25 protein-coding genes are annotated in these 20,736 nt (G+C 71.1%); 10 read left to right on the forward strand and 15 right to left on the reverse strand.

The window, feature by feature from the left end; all coding sequences use genetic code 11:
• The first annotated feature begins 9 nt into the window (after positions 1 to 9).
• On the forward strand, positions 10 to 939 hold the full coding sequence (locus ACIBHX_RS21185; protein ID WP_397068858.1) for an oxygenase MpaB family protein: 930 nt from the start codon (positions 10 to 12) through the stop codon (positions 937 to 939).
• Here ACIBHX_RS21185 and pqqE read toward each other — a convergent pair.
• The 10 genes from pqqE to ACIBHX_RS21235 form a co-directional block, all read right to left on the reverse strand.
• Entirely contained in the window at positions 875 to 1,936 is a 1,062-nt protein-coding gene (pqqE, locus tag ACIBHX_RS21190) for a pyrroloquinoline quinone biosynthesis protein PqqE (protein ID WP_397068859.1), read from the reverse strand. The two genes, ACIBHX_RS21185 and pqqE, sit on opposite strands and share 65 nt — an antisense overlap.
• Positions 1,933 to 2,172, reverse strand: coding sequence for a pyrroloquinoline quinone biosynthesis peptide chaperone PqqD (gene pqqD / locus ACIBHX_RS21195; protein ID WP_397068860.1), 240 nt, complete (start codon positions 2,170 to 2,172; stop codon positions 1,933 to 1,935). The genes pqqE and pqqD overlap by 4 nt, the downstream gene beginning before the upstream one ends.
• Positions 2,169 to 2,840, reverse strand: coding sequence for a pyrroloquinoline-quinone synthase PqqC (gene pqqC / locus ACIBHX_RS21200; protein ID WP_397068861.1), 672 nt, complete (start codon positions 2,838 to 2,840; stop codon positions 2,169 to 2,171). The genes pqqD and pqqC overlap by 4 nt, the downstream gene beginning before the upstream one ends.
• Positions 2,837 to 3,637 (reverse strand): pyrroloquinoline quinone biosynthesis protein PqqB, encoded by an 801-nt coding sequence (pqqB, locus tag ACIBHX_RS21205; RefSeq protein WP_397068862.1) that lies wholly within the window; start codon positions 3,635 to 3,637, stop codon positions 2,837 to 2,839. Before pqqB ends, pqqC begins: the two co-directional genes overlap by 4 nt.
• Before the next feature lie 9 nt (positions 3,638 to 3,646).
• Positions 3,647 to 3,802: a hypothetical protein gene (locus ACIBHX_RS21210; protein ID WP_397068863.1), complete on the reverse strand. Its 156-nt coding sequence runs from the start codon at positions 3,800 to 3,802 to the stop codon at positions 3,647 to 3,649.
• A gap of 117 nt (positions 3,803 to 3,919) precedes the next feature.
• The gene (locus ACIBHX_RS21215; RefSeq protein WP_397068864.1) at positions 3,920 to 5,089 is read right to left on the reverse strand and encodes an MFS transporter; all 1,170 of its coding nucleotides are present in this window, start codon (positions 5,087 to 5,089) and stop codon (positions 3,920 to 3,922) included.
• A 10-nt stretch (positions 5,090 to 5,099) separates the two neighbouring features.
• On the reverse strand, positions 5,100 to 5,945 hold the full coding sequence (locus ACIBHX_RS21220) for a RecB family exonuclease (RefSeq protein WP_397068865.1): 846 nt from the start codon (positions 5,943 to 5,945) through the stop codon (positions 5,100 to 5,102).
• Positions 5,946 to 6,653, reverse strand: a complete 708-nt coding sequence (locus ACIBHX_RS21225) for an MBL fold metallo-hydrolase (protein ID WP_397068867.1) — start codon at positions 6,651 to 6,653, stop codon at positions 5,946 to 5,948. It lies immediately after the preceding gene.
• 10 nt (positions 6,654 to 6,663) lie between these two features.
• Positions 6,664 to 7,281 carry a MarC family protein gene (locus ACIBHX_RS21230; RefSeq protein WP_397068869.1) on the reverse strand — a complete coding sequence of 206 codons (618 nt, stop codon included), beginning with the start codon at positions 7,279 to 7,281 and terminating at the stop codon, positions 6,664 to 6,666.
• Between the two features lie 24 nt (positions 7,282 to 7,305).
• A complete protein-coding gene (locus ACIBHX_RS21235; protein ID WP_397068870.1) occupies positions 7,306 to 7,965 on the reverse strand; it encodes a DUF6758 family protein in 660 nt (219 codons plus the stop codon).
• A gap of 47 nt (positions 7,966 to 8,012) precedes the next feature.
• On the opposite strand from ACIBHX_RS21235, the gene ACIBHX_RS21240 reads away from it, so the two are divergent.
• The 6 genes from ACIBHX_RS21240 (at position 8,013) to ACIBHX_RS21265 (ending at position 11,960) form a co-directional block, all read left to right on the forward strand.
• Positions 8,013 to 8,399, forward strand: a complete 387-nt coding sequence (locus ACIBHX_RS21240) for an NUDIX hydrolase (protein WP_397068871.1) — start codon at positions 8,013 to 8,015, stop codon at positions 8,397 to 8,399.
• Between the two features lie 81 nt (positions 8,400 to 8,480).
• Positions 8,481 to 8,903 (forward strand): hemerythrin domain-containing protein, encoded by a 423-nt coding sequence (locus tag ACIBHX_RS21245; protein WP_397068872.1) that lies wholly within the window; start codon positions 8,481 to 8,483, stop codon positions 8,901 to 8,903.
• Positions 8,904 to 8,913: 10 nt separating this feature from the next.
• Entirely contained in the window at positions 8,914 to 9,870 is a 957-nt protein-coding gene (locus ACIBHX_RS21250; RefSeq protein ID WP_397068873.1) for a helix-turn-helix domain-containing protein, read from the forward strand.
• 91 nt (positions 9,871 to 9,961) lie between these two features.
• Entirely contained in the window at positions 9,962 to 10,345 is a 384-nt protein-coding gene (locus ACIBHX_RS21255) for a VOC family protein (RefSeq protein WP_397068874.1), read from the forward strand.
• Complete coding sequence (locus ACIBHX_RS21260; protein ID WP_397068875.1) at positions 10,327 to 11,115, forward strand: alpha/beta fold hydrolase; 789 nt, start codon at positions 10,327 to 10,329, stop codon at positions 11,113 to 11,115. Before ACIBHX_RS21255 ends, ACIBHX_RS21260 begins: the two co-directional genes overlap by 19 nt.
• A gap of 179 nt (positions 11,116 to 11,294) precedes the next feature.
• Positions 11,295 to 11,960, forward strand: a complete 666-nt coding sequence (locus tag ACIBHX_RS21265; protein ID WP_397068876.1) for a hypothetical protein — start codon at positions 11,295 to 11,297, stop codon at positions 11,958 to 11,960.
• Here ACIBHX_RS21265 and ACIBHX_RS21270 read toward each other — a convergent pair.
• The 3 genes from ACIBHX_RS21270 to ACIBHX_RS21280 all read right to left on the reverse strand — a co-directional run bounded on the left by ACIBHX_RS21270 (position 11,933) and on the right by ACIBHX_RS21280 (position 17,101).
• A complete protein-coding gene (locus tag ACIBHX_RS21270; protein WP_397068877.1) occupies positions 11,933 to 12,766 on the reverse strand; it encodes an Imm10 family immunity protein in 834 nt (277 codons plus the stop codon). The two genes, ACIBHX_RS21265 and ACIBHX_RS21270, sit on opposite strands and share 28 nt — an antisense overlap.
• Before the next feature lie 25 nt (positions 12,767 to 12,791).
• Positions 12,792 to 15,917, reverse strand: a complete 3,126-nt coding sequence (locus ACIBHX_RS21275; RefSeq protein WP_397068878.1) for a hypothetical protein — start codon at positions 15,915 to 15,917, stop codon at positions 12,792 to 12,794.
• Between the two features lie 227 nt (positions 15,918 to 16,144).
• Positions 16,145 to 17,101, reverse strand: coding sequence for a lysostaphin resistance A-like protein (locus ACIBHX_RS21280; protein ID WP_397068879.1), 957 nt, complete (start codon positions 17,099 to 17,101; stop codon positions 16,145 to 16,147).
• A gap of 98 nt (positions 17,102 to 17,199) precedes the next feature.
• On the opposite strand from ACIBHX_RS21280, the gene ACIBHX_RS21285 reads away from it, so the two are divergent.
• A complete protein-coding gene (locus ACIBHX_RS21285; RefSeq protein ID WP_397068880.1) occupies positions 17,200 to 17,871 on the forward strand; it encodes a hypothetical protein in 672 nt (223 codons plus the stop codon).
• Positions 17,868 to 18,410 carry a DUF6529 family protein gene (locus ACIBHX_RS21290; protein WP_397068882.1) on the forward strand — a complete coding sequence of 181 codons (543 nt, stop codon included), beginning with the start codon at positions 17,868 to 17,870 and terminating at the stop codon, positions 18,408 to 18,410. The genes ACIBHX_RS21285 and ACIBHX_RS21290 overlap by 4 nt, the downstream gene beginning before the upstream one ends.
• Here the strand turns inward: ACIBHX_RS21290 and ACIBHX_RS21295 are convergent.
• The gene (locus tag ACIBHX_RS21295) at positions 18,400 to 19,332 is read right to left on the reverse strand and encodes an HpcH/HpaI aldolase/citrate lyase family protein (protein WP_397068883.1); all 933 of its coding nucleotides are present in this window, start codon (positions 19,330 to 19,332) and stop codon (positions 18,400 to 18,402) included. The two genes, ACIBHX_RS21290 and ACIBHX_RS21295, sit on opposite strands and share 11 nt — an antisense overlap.
• A gap of 111 nt (positions 19,333 to 19,443) precedes the next feature.
• On the opposite strand from ACIBHX_RS21295, the gene ACIBHX_RS21300 reads away from it, so the two are divergent.
• On the forward strand, positions 19,444 to 19,791 hold the full coding sequence (locus ACIBHX_RS21300; protein ID WP_397068884.1) for a hypothetical protein: 348 nt from the start codon (positions 19,444 to 19,446) through the stop codon (positions 19,789 to 19,791).
• Here ACIBHX_RS21300 and ACIBHX_RS21305 read toward each other — a convergent pair.
• Positions 19,763 to 20,719: an EamA family transporter gene (locus ACIBHX_RS21305; RefSeq protein ID WP_397068885.1), complete on the reverse strand. Its 957-nt coding sequence runs from the start codon at positions 20,717 to 20,719 to the stop codon at positions 19,763 to 19,765. The two genes, ACIBHX_RS21300 and ACIBHX_RS21305, sit on opposite strands and share 29 nt — an antisense overlap.
• Positions 20,720 to 20,736 lie beyond the last annotated feature (17 nt).

Here is a 20,736-nt window from a genome sequence, read left to right on the forward strand (position 1 = left end):
TTACTTACTATGCCGAGCATGGAAGAGATCGTCGTCCAGCCCCCGCAGAGCGTCACCTGGCAGGTCCACCTCGATCGGGCCATGTGGATCGGCGGCGTTCGGGGCCTGATGCTGCAGGCCCTCCACCCGCTGGCGATGCGCGGCGTCTGGCAGAACTCCAACTTCCAGGAGGACCCGTTCGGGCGGCTGCGCCGTACCGCGGACTTCGTGGGACGCGTCACGTTCGGCAGCCCCGAGGACGCCGACGAGATCGGCCGGCGCGTGCGCGGCATCCACCGGCAGCTGCGCATCCAGAGCGAGGGCCACACCTACCGCGTGGACGACCCCGAGCTGCTGCTGTGGGTGCACTGCGCGGAGGTCTCCTCCTACCTGGAGGTGGCCAGGCGCGGCGGGCTCGGCATCACCGAGCGCCAGGCCGACCGCTACCTGCACGAGCAGCGCAAGAGCGCCACCTACGTCGGCCTGCACCTGGAGGACGTGCCCGGCTCGCTGGCCGAGATGGACGCCTACTTCAAGCAGGTGCGGCCCAGCCTCCAGGTCACGCCGGAGGCCGCCGAGACCGTCAGGTTCCTGCTGTGGCCGCGCCTGCCGCAGGAGCTACGCCTGCTGTCGCCGGGCAAGCCGGCCTACTTCCCGTTCGGCGCGCTGTGCTACTACACGCTGCCCGACTGGGCCAGGCGGATGTACGGCGTGCTGCCCGAGGTGCCGAAGGCCACGGTCACGGCGGCGCTCAAGGCCTTCCGGCTGACCATGAACTCGCTGCCCGAGCCGGTCCACGACCGCGCGTTCATGCCGTCGACCAGGGACATGCTGGCCCGCTCACGGCAGCGCCTGGGCGCGGCGGGCTACGACGTGAGCAAGGGACTCAAGGGACTCACCGACCCGCGCCGCTGGCCTGGTGGCGATAGACGAACTCCCCACCACCGCTCAGCCGCGTGAGCAGGCCGTGGTCCGGCGACAGCCGGCAGGCCGGATCGGTACGGCCGGCGTCCCCGGTCAGCGCGTAGGCCTGGCAACGACACCCGCCGAAGTCCAGCGTCCTGCGCGGGCAGCTGGAACAGGGCTCGGGCATCCAGTCGGTGCCCCGGTAGGCGTTGAAGGCAGGAGACTCCGCCCAGATCCAGGCCAGCGGGTGCTCCCTGACCGCGGGCAGGTCCAGGGGGAGGTCGTAGGCGGCCGGGCAGGGCAGCACGCGGCCGTCGGGCGCCACGGTGAGCGAGATCGCGCCCCAGCCGCCCATGCACGGCTTGGGAGTCCCATCGAAGTAGTCGGGGATGACCCAGATGAGCTCGACGTCCGTCTTTTCGCGAAATTTCGTGACTGATGCCTCGGCGCGGGCCAGCTGCTCGCGCGTCGGCAGCAGCGCGTCCCTGTTGGCCAGCGCCCAGCCGTAGAACTGGGTGTTGGCCAGCTCGATCCGCTCGGCGCCCCAGGCGATCCCCAGCTCGATGATCTCCTCGATGGCGTCCAGGTTGTGCCGGTGGAGCACGACGTTGAGCCCGAACGGCAGCCCGGCCGCGACGATCACGGCCGCCGCCTTCCGCTTGGCGGCGAACGATCTGACCCCGGCGATCCTGTCGGACTCCCGCGGCGCGGCCGCCTGCACGGACAGCTGGACGCTGCGCAGCCCGGCTTCGGCCAGCGTGTCGAGCCGCCTGGCGGTCAAGCCCAGGCCGCTGGTGACGAGCTGGCTGTAGACGCCCGCCGCCGTGGCGGCCTCGACGATCTCCGCCAGGTCCCTGCGCAGCAGCGGCTCGCCGCCGGACAGGTGGGCGTGCACGACGCCCAGCTCGCCCGCCTGACGGAAGACGTCGCGCCACTCGGCGGCATCGAGCTCCCGGGCTCTGGCCACCAGCTCGGTGGGGTTGGAGCAGTAGGGGCAGCGCAGCGGACAGCCGTGGGTGAGCTCGGCGAGCATGGCCCAGGGCGGCTTCACCGCAGCCACCCCTCGCCGCGCACCCGGTCGAGGAACTCCACGACGTCGCCCGCGACCTCGCCGGGGAACTCGGCCACGATCTCCTCGGCGGTCCGCGTGCCGTCGCACAGGGCGACGATGGCCGCCGCCTCCTCGTTGAGCACGACGATCCGCTCCGGCACGATGAGCAGGTCCGCCTGCCGTACCGGGTCGTGGCGCAGCATCGCGGACGGGGCGAGGGCAGGCCGCCAGGTCATCGCCGCGCTCCCGACACGGCGTCGAGCAGTGCCCAGAGCACCTCGCACTTGAAGCGCAGCGCCGCGACGGCCCGCTGCTGGTCGGCGCGGTCGCGGGCCCAGTCCAATACCAGTGCCAGGGCCTCGCCGCTGTCCTGGCGCCCCTGGTCGACGCGGATCTGGAAGTAGCGCAGGCCCTCGGGGTCTATCCACGGGTAGTGCTTTTCGAAGGCGGCGATGCGCGTGCGCATGAGGTCGGGGGCGAACAGCTCGGTCAGCGAGGCGGCGACCGCCTCGAGCACCGAGCCGTTGCGGCACAGGTTGACGTAGCCGTCCACGGCCATCCGCACACCGGGCAGCACCTCCTCGCCCGACAGCAGGCGCTCCCTGCCGATGCCCGCGGCCTCGCCCAGCCGCAGCCAGCGCTCGATGCCGCCCTCGCCGGGTTTCGTGCCGTCGTGGTCCTGGATGCGGCGCAGCCACATCCTGCGCAGTTCGGGCGTCTCCAGCTTGGCGAGGATGTGCGCGTCCTTGACAGGGATGTGCCGCTGGTAGTGGAAACGGTTGAGTATCCAGGTCCGCAGCTCCTGCTTGCCCAGCTCGCCGGCGTGCATGCGCAGGTTGAAGGGATGCAGGTGGTGATAGAGCCGCTGCGGTACGGCGCGCAGCTCGGCCTCGAAGGGGGTCACAGCTCGATCACCATCCCGTCTGTGGCCACCTCGAGACCCAGCTCGGCCAGCACCTCGTGCTGGACGGCGTCCGGGTCGACGAGGGGGTTGGTGTTGTTGAGGTGCGTGTACAGGCACCGGCCCGGCAGCCGCGCCAGGCGCTTCATGGTGGCCTCGATCGGCAGGTGGCCCATCTCGGTGGCCGTCTTCGTGGAGATCCCGGTACGGCGGGGCTCCTCGTCGTCCCAGAAGGTGCCGTCCACGATCACGCAGTCGGCGTCCTCGATCAGAGGGCTCCAGAGGCCCATCGCGGGTGCGTAGACCACGCTCCTGCCGCCTTCGCGCAGGCGCACAGCCGAGACCCAGCCGGGGGCGGGCGGGTCATGGCGGGCGTAGCGGGGGCGCTTGTCCGACAGCGGGATCGCGTCGTCCAGGTCGTGCCAGGCCACCGACGTATAGGGGCGGAGGATCGCGGCGAAGGGGCGCAACGCCTGCCGTACCTCGGGAGTGCAGAAGATCTCCAGCGTGGCGGCCTCGCGCAGGCGCAGCAGCCCGATGGTGTGGTCGAGTTCTGCGTCGGTGAGGACCACGCGCGGCGCGATCCCGCGGTCGGGCGCCAGCCAGGCGCAGTCCGCGATCTGGTCGGCGATGTCGGGCGTGGCGTTGACGACGACACAGCCGTCCTCGCGTAGTACGGCGAGGCTCGCGTGGCGCCGGCGCCGTCCCGGGTCGGCACGCGCCCCGGTGCAGCCGGGGCACGCGCAGTTCCACTGAGGGACGCCGCCACCCGCCGCGGTGCCGAGCACCTGCAGGCGCACGACGCCGGCTTACCGTGTGGCGAGGAAGTACGCGGACATCTCCATCGATGCCTCGACGACCTGGTAGTCGGGCTTGTGCCAGGTCGTCGCCTCACCGCGGGTCCTGACCTTCTTCGCGTGGGTCCTGGGCGGCTGCTTCTTGCCCGGGTCCTTGGGCTGGGCCATGCGCGTGCACCTGCCTTCCGTCAGAACAATGGGTTACTGACGATATGACTGCTAGCGGGCCCGCCCGTCAATCCTTAGATCCGATCTATTTCCGGAAATCTCCGCCCCCAGTGCGCTCTAGTCACTCATGGGGGACTCTTCATCCGATGTCTTTACCGGCAGCACGAGACTGGCAGCCAGGACGACCACGGTGATGGCGGCCATCGCCCAGCCACCATCCGTCACTCCCGCCCCGAACAGCAGCCCCGTCACGGGCGCGGCCAGCCCCGCGCCGACGAACCGAGACGCCTGGAACAGCCCCACGGCCGACCCGGTGTCGCGCCGCTCGGCGTGCACGTAAACCAGCGTGTTCAGCCCGAACTGGTTGAAGGCCGCACCCAGCCCGAGCAGCGCGGTGGCCACCGGCACGATACCCACCGGGCCCACCAGGAACATCGCCGCCGACCCGCCCGCCATCAGCACCGCGGCCGCCACCAGCACCGCCCGGAGCCCGGCCCGAGCGGCCAGCGCGACCGCGGCCGGCATCGCCAGCACGCCCAGCGCCGCCATCGGCAGCACCAGCAGCCCCGCCACACCGGCGGACACGCCCGCCGTGTGCTGCGCCCACAGCGGGACGCCGATGAAGGCCAGGTAGAAGATGACGTTGACGAGCGCGTTCTGGCCGCAGGTGCCGAGCAGCGCCGCGTTCGGCCTGGGCAGGCGCCGCTCGCGCCGCCCGTCTCCGGCCACGCGCGGCAGCCACTTCCAGCCCAGCACGATGGCCAGCAGCGCCAGCGGCACGTTCACCAGGAAGACCGCGCGCCATCCCCAGATGGTGACCAGCAGCCCGCCGAGCACGGGCCCCGCTGCGGCACTCGAGGTCAGCACCATCGAGATGACCGCGATCAGCCGCGGCGGCGGCCTGCCGTCGGGTCCGGGGATGACCGTCCGCACGATCGCCATCCCCGCGGGGAACGTGGCGCACGTCCCGAACGCCTGCAGCAGCCGCATCGCCACCAGCCACCCGAACCCGGGCGCCATGGCCGCCAGCGCGCCGGTCACGCCCACCAGGGCGAGCCCGCCGATGAAGACCGCCTTCGGGCCGATCCGGTCGGCCAGCGTCCCCATGACGGGCGGCGCCAGCACGGCGGTGAGGTAGAACCCGGCCGCCAGCCAGGTCACGGCGACGATCCCGACGTCGAACTCGGTCGCGATCGGCACCAGCGCGACCGCGATCATCGAGGAGTTCAGCGGGTTGAACAGCGCCCCCAGCGCCACCGTGGCCGGGATGCGCTGGAGGATGGGCATGTGCCCGACTCTAGTCGGCCAGGCCGTCCCATGATCGGCGGTCGGGAGCCGCCTGCCGCCCTTCCGGGCAGTGCCGGCGGAAGTCGCACCAGGAGCAGAACGGCCCCGGGTTCGGCGCGAACACCTCGTCGAGCTCAGAAGGGCCGGGCGCCGCCTCGCGGTAGCGTTCGTCGGCCGCGGCCGCCTCGATGGCCACCTCCTCGGCGCGGCCCAGGTGGCGGCCGAGCGACTCATCGGTGTGCTGCCACTCGACGATCTCGCCGGTGGGCAGGTGGTGCAGCTCCACGGTGTGACAGGGCGTACGCATCATCCGGGACGCCGCGATCGCGTAGATGGCCAGCGCGAGCGAGGACCGCGCGTCGTCCTGGGTGAGCGGGCGGCGCCCTGTCTTGTAGTCGACCACGACCAGCTCGTCACCGCGCCGGTCGAGCCGGTCGATGCGCCCGGACACGGCGATGACCTTGGTGCGGGTGGCGACCGTACGCTCCACGCCGACCGGGTCGTCACCGGGATCCAGCGTCGCGACGTAGCCGGAGACGAGCTCGCGGGCGCGCGCCAGCCACTGCCCCGACTGCTCGGCGTCCCTGAACCCCTCGGTGATCCACCCGTTGGTCAGCAGGATGCTCGCCATCGCCGGGGTGCGCTTGTCGTACAGCTCGCGCCACCAGGCCGCCAGCGCGTTGTGCACGCTGGCGCCGACGCTGTTGTGCGCCCACGGCGCGCCCTTGGGCGGCTGCGGCCGGTCGAGGTAGGTGAAGCGATAGCGGCGCCGGCAGTCGAGCCAGCTGTTCAACCGCGACGGCGTGCAGGCATAGAGCCGCCGCGGCATCCCGTCCAGCGGGAGCTGGTCGTACACCTAGTCGTCGCCCGGCTCGATCTTGATCCCCGAGAGGCCCGTGGCGTCGGTCAGCGGGCCCTCCGGCTTGGCCTCGCGGGTCAGCGACCCCGACACCCAGTCGTCGAAGTGCGGCTCCAGGTCGCCGATCGTCACCTCGTCGCCGTGGACGGCCAGCACCCGGGTGGCGCCCGGCAGCGTGAACAGCCGGCCGCCGATCGCGGTCAGCTGGTCGGCCAGGCCCGGATACTCACCGCCGAGCTTGCCGGGGCCGTCGGCCTGCAGCGTCTTGCCGGTGAAGACGGCCTCGAGCGCCTCGCTGTAGAGCGACACGCTGCCTGGGGTGACCCCGGGCGTCTCCATGACGTCGAGCTGGATGTCAGCGACGCCGAAGACGCCGTCGTCCTCCATGTCGATGTCGGGCCAGGTCTCCGACCAGGTCTCCCGCCACAGCGGCTTGTCCTTGGGGTGCAGGGCGACGATCGCCTCGTCGCGGCTGGCCACCTCGATGGCGGCACCCACGTGGTCGGGCAGGCCGGCCGTACAGATGACCGCGAGTATCTCGCGGTCGCCGACCTGCTCCATGATCTTTTCGGCGTCGCGGGCGGGGTCGATGACGATGACCTCGTCGTCGTCGCCCACGATCCAGGTGTTGTTCTCGACCTTGTGCTCGACGCCGTCGATGTCGACGACGCCCTCGGTCACCACTCGCTCGATACGCGCTGTCACGTCCCGAAGCCTAGCCCGTCTGGAACAGAGAGCGAATCGCGTTGATGATGAGTTGCACGGCCAGCGCGGAAAGCAGCAGACCCGCGATCCGGGTGACGAGCTCCACACCGTTCTCCTTGATGACCCTGATGATGCTGACCGAGAAGCGCATGAACAGCCAGAGGATCAGGTGCACCGCGGCGATCGCCAGACCGAGCGCGAGGATGCCGCCGTTGAACCGGCCGACCTGCTGGGCGAAGACGATCGTGGCCACGATCGCGCCGGGACCGGCCAGCAGCGGCGTGCCCAGGGGCACCAGGGCCACGTTGACGCTGGAGGGCACCGAGTCGGAGCGCGGCTCGGTCTGGCCGCGCAGCAGCTCGAGCGCGACGAGCAGGAGCAGCAGGCCGCCCGCGATCTGCATGGCGGCCACCTCGACGTGCAGATAGGCCAGGATCGCCTGGCCGAACACGGCGAAGATCACGATCAGGCAGAAGGCGGTGACGGCGGCCTGCCAGGCGATGCGCTTGCGCTGCTGCTGGGTGCGGCCGCCGGTGTAGGCCAGGAACAGCGGGATGACGCCGGGCGGGTCCATGATGACGAACATCGTCACGAACGCCTCGACGAAGAATCGGACGTCGAACACCATTCCCCCTGCGTGGGGGGAGGTGTCTCAGTCCTCCAGTCTAGGGGAGAAGGCCCCGAAGGGCAGGTCGAAGTCCCGCTCCAGGTCGCGCAGATCGCGCAGGTTGAGCTGGAGCAGCGCGATCACGCAGCCCGCGTCGGCGGGCCAGGCGATCGTCCACAGCCAGTTGCCCAGCGCCTCGCCCGCGTAGACCGCGCGATCCGCTGCGCCGCCCACGCACCACAGCGCGGTCGGGTGGCCGAGCACGTCGATCTTCGCGTTCGGCGGCCCCGCGTCGAACCCCTGCCCGGGGTCGGGGCCGTCCAGCCCGGCGAACGCGGCCCCCAGCCCCACGCCGGGTTCCTCCGCGATGATCAGCAGGTCGGCGGGCCCCTCCGTCAGTGCGGGGCCCGACAGCGCCACCACGCTGGCCCGCGCGCCGCTGCGCCCGTCACCCACCTCGGCGAACCCCGTCACCAGCCAGCCCGAGGGCAGCGGCCACGGCAGCCAGACGGGCACGACGGAGGTCCTGCGCAGGTTGTCGAGCGTCGAGGATGACGGCGGCCAGGGCGGCTGGTAGGGCAGTACGTCACCGTGCGCGTCGCATCGCCATGCGCTGGACCACACACTGGGCCCGTGAAGCGGGCCAAAGCACCGGGGACAGGTTGGATCCGCTCTCACAGCTACCCACGGTGCTTCCTGCACCACAGGTCCGTCAAGAGCGCGTCTCGTTATCGCGTCGTAATCTTGGTCATGTGCTCGTAAATTGTGTCGGCGCGATCATCCTGCTGGATCACCGGCTCCTCCTGGTACGGCGGGGCCATCCACCCGGCGAGGGCCTGTGGTCGATCCCCGGCGGCCGGGTCGAACCCGGCGAGTCGGATGTTTCAGCAGTTGAGCGTGAGGTGCTGGAGGAGACCGGCCTCCGGGTCGAGGTGGGCGCCCTGGCAGGGACCGTCGTCCGCGGCGACTACCTGATCCGCGACTACCTGGCTACCGTCACCGGCGGGACCCTGACCCCGGGCGACGACGCCGCCGACGCCCGCTGGTGCACCAGGTCTGACATGCGCGGAATGCCGCTGACGGAGGGCCTCCTGGCATCGCTGACCTCGTGGGGCGCGCTTGACGCTTTGCCCGATTGATGGTGAAATCCCGCCTCAGCGTCGCGTGTACCCGGTAAGCAGACCACCGCGGGCATGGAGGCGCCGGACCATGGGAAATCCTTGGAACCCTCACATGAGCGCCTGAAGGCGTTCGGCACCCAACTCATCGAAATGCACGACTGGCTCCGCAAGGAGCTCGCCCGGCTCCGCTCCGGCTCCGCGGGGCTGAAGGATCTGCGATCGCACTGCCTGGCCTTCTGCTCGGCGCTGACCCGCCACCACACGGGCGAGGACGAGAACGTCTTCCCCGCCCTGGCCGAGCGGCATCCGGAGCTCCGCCCGGTGCTCGAGGAGCTCAGCCGCGACCACGGATTCGTCACCGACATCCTGCTCAGGATCGCGGCCGTGATCGACGACCCGCAGGCCAGGGACAGCGAGCTGGACGGCCTGGCGGCCATCCTCGAATCCCACTTCTCCTACGAGGAGCGGAAGATCGTCGAGGCGCTCAACGGCCTGGATGAACTGGAAGGCCTGACCGTATGATGCGCCTGACATGGCCATCCTCATCCGGGCCTCCGACGTTCAGGAAAACCGCCGCCACGACGCCTGGCGCGAGATCGTCTGCGACACCCTCGGCCCACTCGACCTGCGGATCGACCCCGACGCGCCGCTGAGGGGCCAGATCGAGGCCGGGCGGCTCGACACGGTGACCGTGGCGCACGCCAGCACCTCCACCCCGCACAGCATGCACCGCACCCCCGGGCTGATCCGCCGCGACAACCCGGAGCTGTACCGGGTGGTGCTGGTCATGTCGGGCAGCCTGGTGCTCTCGCAACGCGAACGCTCGTCCCGGCTGCGGGCCGGCGAGTTCGCCGTCTACGACTTCACCCAGCCCTACGTCGTGGCCTACGACTCGGCGGTGGAGCTGGCGGTCTTCAGCCTGCCGCACGAGTCGCTGGCGCTGCTGCGCGATCCCGTCCGCGCGCTCACCGCGGTGCCGTTCGCCCCTGACGAGGGCGCCGCGGCGCTGGCCGGGCCGCTGCTGCGCCGGGTGGCGCTGGACCTGGAGACCTACCAGCCGGCCAGCGCGGCCAGGCTGTCGTCGGTGGTGCTGAACCTGATCACCACCGCCATCGCCGAACGCGCCGACCAGACCGCCGTGCTCTCGCCCGAGACGCAGCAGCGCGCGCTGCTCATGCGCGTCCATGACTTCATCGAGCAGCGCCTGGGCGACTTCGACCTCAGCCCAGGCGTCATCGCCGCCGCCCACCACGTCTCGCTGCGCTACCTGCACCGGCTGTTCGAGTCGCAGAACACCACTGTCGCCGCCTGGATCAGGCACCGCCGCCTGGAACGCTGCCGGGCCGACCTGGCGGACGCCCTCCTGCACACGCTGCCGGTGAGCGCGGTCGCTGCCCGCTGGGGGCTGCTCGACGCGGCCCACTTCAGCAGGCTCTTCAAGCAGGCGTACGGCATGCCGCCCGCCGAATACCGCCGCATGCGCGCATAGTCAATCGGCCTGGCACGCGGATACAAGACCGGGCACCCTCTCCGATCGCAGACTGATGGCACATCAGCACGGATGAGAGAGGAACCCGGACATGCCCACCATGTTTGTGAACATCCCGGTCAAGGACGTGAACCGCTCGAAGCAGTTCTTCACCGAGCTCGGCTTCGACCACTTCGGCGCGACCGAGGACATGGCCTCGGTGATCATCAGCGAGGCCACCCAGGTCATGCTGATCGCCGAGCCCACCTTCGCCATGTTCGCCGAGAAGCAGGTCGGCGATCCGCGTGAGAACACCCAGGCCATCCTGGTCCTCGGGCTGGACGACCAGCAGGCGGTGGACGGCCTGCTCGACAAGGCCCTGGCCGCCGGCGCCACCCCGGTCGGCGAGCCCACCGACGCCGGCGGCCGCTACCAGCGCGGCTTCCGCGACCTCGACGGCCACCACTGGGTCGCGCTGTGCCTGATCCAGCCGTGACGATCTCGGCCGACGGCACCCCCATCGCCGGCGACACGACCGGCTCCGGCCCTGCGGTCGTCCTGGTGCACGGCGCTTTCACCGACCGCCGCCACGCCACGCTCCGCGGCGTGGCGGCGGCCCTGGCGCCCTGGTTCACCGTCGTCAACTACGACCGCCGCGGCCGGGGCGACAGCGGCGACACCCCGCCCTACGCCGTCGAGCGCGAGATCGAGGACCTGGCCGCGCTCATCCCCGGCACCGCGATGGTCTTCGGCGGCTCCTCGGGCGGGGCGCTGGTCCTTGAGGCCGCCGCGCGCCTGCCCGCCATCACGAAGGTGGCCGTCTGGGAGCCGCCCTACCACGTCGATCCCTCCGCCCCGCAGATCGGCCACGACTTGGCCGACCGTCTCGCCTCCCTGGTACGGCAGGGCCGCCGCGGCGACGCGGTCGAGCTGTTCATGACGGAGGCGGCCGAGGTACCGGCCGAGGTGGTCGCCGGGATGCGGGGCCGGCCGTACTGGAAGGAATCGGAGGCGGTGGCGCACACACTCGCCTACGAGGCGGCCGTCCTCGGCCCCGGCAACGCGCTGCCCGCGGAGCGGCTGGCGACCGTCCAGCAGCCCACGCTGGTGCTGTCGGGCGGCGCCAGCCCCACCTGGATGACCAACGCGGCGCTGGCCGTCACCGACGCCATCCCTCAGGCGATCCACCGGGTCCTCGACGACCAGACCCACAACGTGGACGCGCAGGCCCTCGCGCCGGAGCTGCTGGAGTTCTTCACCGCATGACGCGCTCGTGCCACCGCTCGGCGTGGGCCTTGCCGTTGGCGGCCTTGTAGGAGGGCTTGCCGAAGACCTTGGCGAGCACCACGCCCAGATTCGCTGGGTGCGGTTTCACGCGCCGATTCTGTGTGATGGGTTGACCGCACCGCGTTACATAGGGGATCTTGGTGGCGGTGGTGAGACGGATGAGCGGGGTGCGGCGGGTGGCCTGGGGGCCGCTCGTGGCGATCGGCTACCCGATTCTGCCGGTCGCGGTCGGCGTGGGCGCCGACGCGCTGTCGGCCTCTCCCCCGCCCTTCCTCGACAACTGGGTCGGCAGCGTGCTCAGCGTCCTGATCGTGCTGGGCGCCTTCCTGCTGATCTTCGGCAACGTGTTGGCCCACGACGGCTGCCTGGTCAACATCGTGGTCTTCCTGGCCCTCAGCACGGCGGTCCTCCAGGGCCGCGCGGCCTACGAGGCCTGGGTCCTCCAGGATCGCGGCGCCACCACGGCCTGCACCGTCCTCGAGGTCCACACGCGCACGGAGACCTCCACGAGCACCAACGCCGACGGCACCACCAGCACCCACAGCACGACCTACTTCGACCACACCCTGCGCTGCGACGCCCCGTCGATCACCACGATGACCACCACCCACGCGACCGGCGGCAAGGGCGCCCACCTCCAGGTCACCTACGACCCCACCGGCCGCATCTCCCCCCGCCCCACGTCCGACGCCGACCTCGGTTCGTCGTTGAGGTGGTCGATCGCGGGGCTGGCGCTGACGATCCTCCTCAACCTCGCCACCGCCCTCGGCCTCACGGACCGCGTGCGATCCTCCGTTCACAGCTTCAGGAGACGCGGCCGCTGATCCGCCGGCCCGGACTGCAGGATCTCCCGCAGACTCCGCCGCACCAGCTCGACCCCGTCGTCATCGACGCACAGGTCGATCGCGACAACGGGCGCGACGTCCAACTCCTCGGCGGCCTGCTGGGTGAAGCACAGCCTCAGACGCCCGGAGGAGAGCCCGCACTCGATCACGCCGCCGTAGGTGGTGCCCGCCTGGTCCTCGCGCACGATGCAGTAATCGTCGTCCGGCTCGTCCACGGACATCATGAAGATCAGCGCCCGCCCGGTCCCGTCCTCCTCTTCGGCCAGCCCGAACGCGACCACGTCCGCCCCATCATCCCGCCCGACCATGCGGGCTGCCATGAAGGAGAGGCTCGGCTCGGCCACGAAGGGCACCGCGAGGTCGTCGGGCCAGCGCGCGAGCATCCACGGCGACACGAATTCCCTCCTGCGCGGAAACCTGGACAGCTCCTCCACATACGCAGCGGAAGGCAGGTCACGCCCCTCGCCGAAAGGCGAATCGCGGGTGAAGGTGGGCGACATGGCATTGTACGAGCTGCCATGGAGGCTGTACTCCAGCACGTGGCGGAACCAGGTCCCCTCGCTTGGAACGTACTCGGCGACCTTGAGCCCCAGGTAGAGATCGTCGAGGCCGTCGATATGCCCCGTCTGCCGGGTGCCGTCCGCCATCAGGAACGTGATCGTGGTGATGTGCGAGGTGCCGAGCTGGAGGCGGTCGAGCTCGACCTCCCGCCACCCTTCCGGGGCCTGGGACATCACCCTCCTGCCGATCTCGACACAGAGTTCGTGCCCGCGTTCGCGATTCATCGGGACATGATCCCGCCAAAGGTGATCAAGGGGTAAGGGTGGAGGTCCAGAGGGTGAGGTGGTCGGCGTTGTAGGTGGTGGAGCGGCCGAGGGCGACGACGTCGCGGCCGGCGATCGTAACGGCCGCCAGCCACTGCATGCCCTGGCCCGCGAGGCGGTCCGTGGTGAGGTCGTGGCGGGTCCAGGTCTGGCCGTCCGTCGACGTCCAGGCGGCGCTGTCCGCCTCGCCGGGGCGGCCGTGCCAGCCGACCGCGACGAGGCCGTCCGAGGTCGCCGCCAGGTCCGTGACCGCCGACGACTCGTCCATCCAGGCCGTGGTCCAGGTCTGGCCGTCGTCCTCCGAGACCGCCGAGAAGGGCCGGTCGGTGTTCCCGACGCCGACGGCGACCAGCCGGTCCCCGTAGGCCGTGACCTGGCGCAGTCCGGCCGAGGTGGCGTCCGGCGGGGAGACGCGCTTGCGCGGGGTCCAGTTGACGCCGTCTTCCGAGGTCCATACGACGCTGCTCTCCTGCTCGCCCGTCCCCGAGCCGCCCACGGCGAGGTAGCCGGTGGAGGTGGCGACCACCGCGTGGACGCGCACCCCCGAGCCGCCCTGCGGCAGCTTCTTGGACCGGGTGTACTTCCGCAGATCGGGCGTGAACCACAGGGCGGCGGCGGCCGTGCCCGAGGTGTCCCTGGACTCGCCCGCGAGCACGTACCCCTTCTGGCCGGCGGCCACCGCGTGCAGGTCGAGATAGGGGTGGCCCTGGTCGCGGGCGAGGTCGCCGGTGGCCGCCAGCTGCTTCCAGGTGTGCCCGTCGGAGGAGCCCACCAGGAGCGGCTCGGTGACCGACACGTCCGTCTGGGTGCTGCCGACCGCGAGCCAGCCGCGCCTGCCGTACGCGACGTCCGAGAGCGACTGCTGGCGCGGGCCGCCGAGGCTCATCGAGGTCCAGCCCTTCCAGTTGAGGCTGGTCCAGATCGCGGCGTCGCCGGAGGCCGAGCCGACCGCGACGTAGCGGCCCGCGTGGTTGGCCAGGCGCGCCGTCTCGCGGGCGATCCTGGTCAGGCCCTCGACGCGGTTGAGCGGCACGCGCGCGGCGGCGCCGCGCGGCGGGGCGGTCATGAGCACGATCTGGTTGTCGACGTCGGCCGCCGCCTGGTCGCCGCCGGCGAACAGCGTGCCCGAGTCGGCGATGGCGAAGCCGCGCAGCGTGGCGCCCGACAGGTTGCCCAGCTCGGCGCGCCTGGTCCAGCCGCGTCCGTCGCCGCTGGTCAGCACCGCGTACTTGCCGAGGTTTGCCTGGGCGACGGCGGCGATCCCGCCGCGGTAGGAGATCATCTCGTCGACGCCGGGGCTCTCGCCGCCCAGCCCGCGGATGGAGCCGCACTGCGCCCACTGCGCGCCGTTCTGCGAGCAGTAGACCCGCACGTCCCCCGCGCTGGTGCGCGCACGGATCGGCACGAGGACGAACTGTTTGGGCAGTACAGCCAGCGTCCCCGGCCGCGGTTCCGCCTCGGGAAGCAGGAACGGCGTGGCCTGCCACCCCCGGCCCCCGTCGATCGAGCGCACGACGCGGGATCCGGAGCCCTGCGCGGGCTGGGCCAGCGCGACCACGGTGTCGCCCCTGGCCACCACGGACTTGAACTCCCGTACGTCCAGGCCGCGCGTGTCGACCCGCTGCCAGGCCCGCCCGTCGGCCGACTGCCAGGCCGCGGGCCCCGAGCTGCCGTCCTCCAGTGTCGTACGGCCGACCGCGACGAACCCCGAGCCGGTCCTGGCGATGTCGTAGACCAGGTCGCCGCCGCGGAACGCGGTCAGGCCGCTCTGCTCGACAGCGGTCCAGCTGAAGCCGTCGGTGCTGGTCCACAGCCCGCGCGCGCCGCCGACCTCGTCGCCGCCGCTGGCCAGCCAGAGGCCGTTGCCGCCGACCACGCGCTGCACGGTGGAGGTGCCGGACTCGCCGGTGACCTGGCCGAGCTGCCAGGCGCGACCGCCGTCGGGCGAGAACAGGAAGAGCGGGCGCGGCGTCGGGCTGGTGGTGTCACTGCCCACGGCGACCACGGCCTTGCCGACCGAGGCCAGGTCCATCAGCTTCTGGTTGGAGCCGTCGCCCGCCGAGGGGACGGTGAACAGGTCGTCGGCCGCGCGGCCGACGCCGGCGGCCAGGCGCAGGCCGGTCTCCTGCGTGGTCTGGTCGCGCCACACGAGCACCCCGGCCGTGATGATCAGGGCGAGGGCCGCCAGGAGGGCGATCGGCATCACCACGCGGCGCCGCCTCATCGGCAGCGACCGGCGCAGGGCCGCAGGTAACGGGCCGCGGTGGTGACGGCCGCTGGAACCGGTGGGGCGCGGCGGTCCCGACGCCACGAGCAGGTCGGGCCGGGTGGGACGGCCACCGGGTGGACGGCCGACCCGCCGTACGGCTGCCTCGTCCTCGCCGCTCGCCCCGGCCTCGTCGTGGACGGGAGCGGTGTCCTCGTAGGAGGGCCACTCGTCGTGGCCGGGTGCGGTGTCCTCGTGGGAGGGCCACTCGTCGTGGACGGGTGTGGGGTCGTGGGAGGGCCGCTCGTCGTGATCGTGGGCGGTGCCCTCGCGGACGTCCCACTCGTCGTGATCGGGCGCGGTGTCCTCGTCGTAGGAACGCTCGGGTGCTGTGTGGTGGTCCTCGGTGGCGCGCCCCGCGGCCTCGCCTTCGCGGGGAGCGTCCTCGCCGGGGAGGCGCTCCGGCTCCACCGGGACAGGCTCCGGCAGGTGGTACGGCGGCTCGCGGTAGGGCGGACGACGCCGCTCCTCCACCGCCGGCTCGGACTCGCGGGACGGCTCGGACTCGTGGGGTGACGCGGGGTCGCGGGACGGCTCGGGGTCGCGGGGTGGGCCGGTGGCGACGAGCTTGTCGGGCCGGTTCACGACCCGGCGGCGGCGCGGCGGCGACTCGGGCTCGGCCGTGGGAGAGCTGTACGGCCGGCGTCCCCTGGGCGGGTCGGGTGGCTCCTCGTCCTCGGGCGTGGGCGCCGCGAACGGCGGCATCCCCCACGGTGAGGCCAGGGGCATGCCCCGCCGGCTGTCGTCACTGGGGCCCGGCGGAGAGTGGCTGATCCGCGGCTCCTCGGGCGTCTCCGGGTCGCCGTCCTGCGGTCGCCGTGGCGGGTCGCTGGGGCCGGAGGCCACGCCTCGTACCTCCTAGTCGAACTGGTCGGGGACTAACGGATCGTTCCAGGCTGCCTGTCCTGTTTTAAGCGCATTTTTCAAGACAAATCTGGTGCACGCGGCTATCCCTACCCCGCCAGGCCACGATGATCACCTCCGGAATCCTCGACCCCACAGGATCCACAGCAGCACGACCGAGCCGGAATGGCGAGACCTCTCTAGTGAGATTCACCACACCCCGAGGTGATTTATCCGGAAACGGTGCTGATTGCCCGCTTTTTGGCGAGGTAGAGCACGCCGACCGCGAACACCCCCAGCTGCACCACGGTCCCCGCCAGCGACTGCCAGGGCACCTCCCCCTGCTGCAGCGCCTTGTTCAGGTCGCCCGCCGCCGCGCTCAGCCCGAAGGCGAGCATGTTGTTGGTCACGTGCATCGCGATCGGCGCCTCGAGCCCGCCGGTGCGCACGGCCAGCCACCCCATGAGCACGCCGAAGCTGAACACGTCGAGCAGCCCCGCCCACGTGTAGCCGTGCAGCGAGGCGAACAGCGCCGCCCCCAGCACGATCGACCATGCCGGGTTGCGGACGTAGGTGCCGAACGCCTGGATGAACCAGCCGCGGAACAGGTACTCCTCGGTGGCCGCCTGAAACGGCACCAGCACCACGATCGCGATCAGGGCGGGCAGGAAGGCGCCCCACCCCGACCATCCGAACATGTCCGAGGTCTTCAGCCCGGCGGCGGAAAGCGCCAGATACTGGGCACCCTGCCCGAGCGCGAGCGCCACCACCGCGACGGCCATGCACTGGGCCAGCCACGACCAGCGCAGCCTGCCCGCCACCGACGACAGCGTGCCGGGCCTGCGCCGCTGGATCAGCGCGGCGGCCCCGAACACCAGGGGCAGCACGGCCGCGATCGACAGCAGCAGGATGACCATGGAGTACACCGGATCGCCGGTGAACTGGCCGTTGTCGCCGATCGGGCGCGGCAGGCCGGCGAACGCCGCCACGGTCACGCCGGCCACCAGCACGACCAGCCCGACGACGAAGAACGCGATCCCCAGCGCGATCGTCCCGACGAACGGCTGCCACGGCTGCCTGGCCGCGTTCCTGGCCAGATGGTCGTAACGCAGCCCCGGCGGGGTGGGCATGAACCACGGGGGTCGCGGGGGCGTGTAGGGGTGTGGCGGCTGGCCGTACGGGTGCATCTTTACATTCTGGCTGGCGGGTGAGCATTAGTTCACAGACGGGCCGCCTCGGGAGGTGGATATTCCAGGCGTAGGCCATTCGAACCTGGGAGCAGTCCATGTCAAGGCTGGGACCTGTCATCACCCTGGCGGCGGGGGCTGTGCTCGCCGCGGGGCTCGGTGTCGCCAGCGTCACCGCGACACCCACGAGCACCACCAACGAGTACGCCACGGCGGAGACCACCACGTCTGCGACCCCGCCGGCGCCGACGCCCACGAAGGCGAAGCCGAAGACCATTGAAAAGGCCGACTACGCCGGATACGTCACGGGTAACGGCGGCCTGATCGCCGTCTCCGTGCGCAACGGCAAGGCCATCGGCTACTTCTGCGACGGCAGGACCGAGGCCTGGTTCAAGGGCACCGAGGCCGACGGCAAGGTCGCGCTGGCCGGGTTCGGCGACGCCAGGGCCAAGGCCACGCTGGGCGGCGGCAAGGCCAGGGGCTGGCTGGCGGTCAGCGGCAAGCGGTGGAACTTCACCGCCGCGACCGTGGTCAAGCCGTCCGGCCTGTACCGGGCCACGACGTTCGTCCGCGGCGCCAAGCTGCGCGCCGGATGGATCGTGCTGGCCAAACCGCGCGGCGGCTTCTACCAGGTGGGCGCCGCCTTCGAGGGGAACAGGCAGATCAAGCTCACCAACGTCAACGACGAGCGGCCGACCGATCCGGTCACGCTCGACCAGACCACGGTCTACCCCAAGGACGTCGACGGCTTCATCCAGGAGATGCAATGACCACCGCCACCACGCCGCGGCGTTCCGCCGCCGTGCTGCTGATCCCGCTGCTGGCCGGCGGGCTGGTCATGGTCGTGCTCGGCGTGTACGGCAGGCTGCACACGCCGACCGGGTTCGCGGTCGGCCCGGCCGGGTTCTCCGGCGCGCTGCCGATGAAGGCCTGGCTGACCACCGGGGCCCTGGTCCTGGCCGTGGTACAGGTCGTCTCGGCGCTCAGCATGTGGGGCAAGCTCAGGATCGAGATCCCGGCCTGGGTGCACCGCTGGTCGGGACGGCTGGCGTTCCTGCTGACCGTGCCGGTCGCCTTCCACTGCCTGTACGCGCTCGGCCTGCAGTACGACGTGCCCAGGGTGATGGTCCACTCGCTGCTCGGCTGCTTCTTCTACGGGATCTTCACCGCGAAGATGCTGGCGCTGCCCAAGCGCGGCCTGCCCGGCTGGTCGCTGCCCGTGCTCGGCGGGCTGGCGTTCACCGTGCTGGTCGGGCTCTGGCTGACCTCGGCGTTCTGGTTCTTCACCACGATCGGGATCAAGGTGTGAAGCGCTGCGTCCGCCGCATGCCCGCGGCGCGACCCTTGGCGGCCACGACCAGGGCCATCTTGCGTGAGGCCTCGTCGATCATCTCGTCGCCCAGCATGGCCGCGCCGCGCTTCTCGACGGTCGTGTAGTACTCGTAGGCCTCCAGGATCAGCTCGGCCCTGTCGTAGTCCTCCTGGGACGGCGAGAACACCTCGTTGGCCGCGTCGACCTGCAGCGGATGCAGCACCCACTTCCCGTCGAAGCCGAGCGCCGCCGCCCGCCGGGCCACCCGCGTGTACCCCTCCACGTCCTTGATCTGCAGGTAAGGCCCGTCGATCACCTGCAGGTCATGCATCCTGGCGGCCATCAGCAGCCGCATGAGGATGTAGTGGTAGGCGTCGCCCTCGGTGTAGCCCGGCGGCTGCTCCCCCACCACCAGCGTGCGCATGTTGATGGAGGCCATGAAGTCGGCCGGGCCGAAGACCAGCGCCTCGAGCCGCTTGGACGAGGCGGCGATGGTGTCCACGTTGACCAGGCCGCGGGCGTTCTCGATCTGCGCCTCGATGCCGATCCGGCCGACCTCCATGCCCATCGTCTTCTCGATCTGGGTGAGCAGCGTGTCGAGCCAGACGACCTCGGTCGAGTCCTGCACCTTGGGCAGGATGATCGCGTCGAGGAACTCGCCCGCGCCCTCCACGATCTCGATCACGTCGCGGTAGGTCCACTGCGTCGACAGGTCGTTGACCCGGACCACGCGGGTCTTGCCCGTCCAGTCGCCCTCGCGGAGCGCGCCCACGATGTTCTTGCGCGCCTCTTCCTTGGCCAGCGGCGCGACCGCGTCCTCCAGGTCGAGGAACACCTCGTCCACCGGGAGCGTCTGGGCCTTCTCGAGGAAGCGCGGGCTGCTGCCTGGCACCGCCAGCACGGAACGACGTGAGCGCATGCGCACACGGTAATGGCCGCTCTCCCGCGCCTGCCAGACGCCCCCCGTCTATGACCCCCATCCGGATCTCGTAACCGGGCTACGCATCCCGATCGGAGCTACAGTCGGAGCGTGACCGTCATCGAAGAGGGCGCCAAGAAGTCAAGCATCCTCTGGCTCACCCTGGACCGGCCGCGCCTGGCCTGGCACGCCTGGCACGAGGGCGCGATCTACCTGGTCTCCGGCCCGGGCGAGCAGCAACTGCCGGGCCTGGCGGACCTGGACACCGTCCACGTCACGCTGCGCAGCAAGGACAACGGCGCCCGGCTGGTCGAGTTCGACGCGGGAGTGGAGCAGACCACCGACCCGGAGGCGATCGCCGTCCTGGCCAAGGCGCGGCTCAACGCCCCCGAGGGGCTGATCGAGCGCTGGGCCGGCGAGGCGACCGTTTTCAAGCTGACCGTTCCAGATCCAGAGTGACCGGCTCGAGGATGGCCACCGGCTCCTGCGCCCTTGATGCGGCGGTCTGCGCGACCAGCGCGCCCGTCAGCACGATGAGGCCGCCCACGATCTGGTAGACGCCGAGCGTCTCGCCGACCAGCCCCCAGGCGACCACGGCGCCGGCGATGACCTCGAGCGAGGCGACCGTCGCGCCCACCGCGGCCGACAGGCGGCGCACGGCGTTCACGCCGAGGATGTAGGCCACCAGCGTGGCCACGACCACCATCCACAGGTAGGCGCCCAGCACCGGGAGCGTCTGCCCGCCCGCCGGGGTGGCGAACTCGGTGAACACGCTCCACGGGATGTTCCACGGCTTGGAGAACGGGATCAGCACCACGGCCGCCCCCGTCATCCCCCAGCCGATCAGGCCGAGCGGGTCGATGTCATCGCCGAAGCTGTCGCTCATCAGGAAGTATCCGGCGCAGCACGCCCCGGCCAGCAGCCCCAGCATCAGCCCGAGCCCGTCGATCCGCAGCCCCTGCCAGGCCTCGACCACGATCGCCAGCCCGACGACGGCCACCACGGCGCCCACGAACGCGGCCCGCGCCAGCCGTACCCGCCGCACGAAGCGGACCCAGATGACCACCATCACCGGGGCCATGAACTCCAGCAGCAGCGCGATGCCCACGGGCAGCCTGGTGATGGCCACGAAGTACAGCGACTGGACCGCGGCCACCGCGATGATGGCGTAGGCGGCGAAGAACGGCAGCCGCGACCTGGGGATCCGCAGCGCCCGCGGCTTGAAGACGGCGAGCAGGACCAGCAGCAGGATCCCCGCCCCGGCCATCCGCGTCCAGACCGCCTCGATCGGGGCCAGCCCCGCCGCGATCAGATATTTGGCCATGGGTCCCGAGAACCCAAAACAGCACGCCGACACGAAGGCAAGTGCGAGCCCCCCGAGCCTCATGTCCAACCACCTTGCAG

Source organism: Nonomuraea sp. NPDC050536 (assembly GCF_044457685.1).
In the GTDB taxonomy this organism is placed as follows: domain Bacteria; phylum Actinomycetota; class Actinomycetes; order Streptosporangiales; family Streptosporangiaceae; genus Nonomuraea.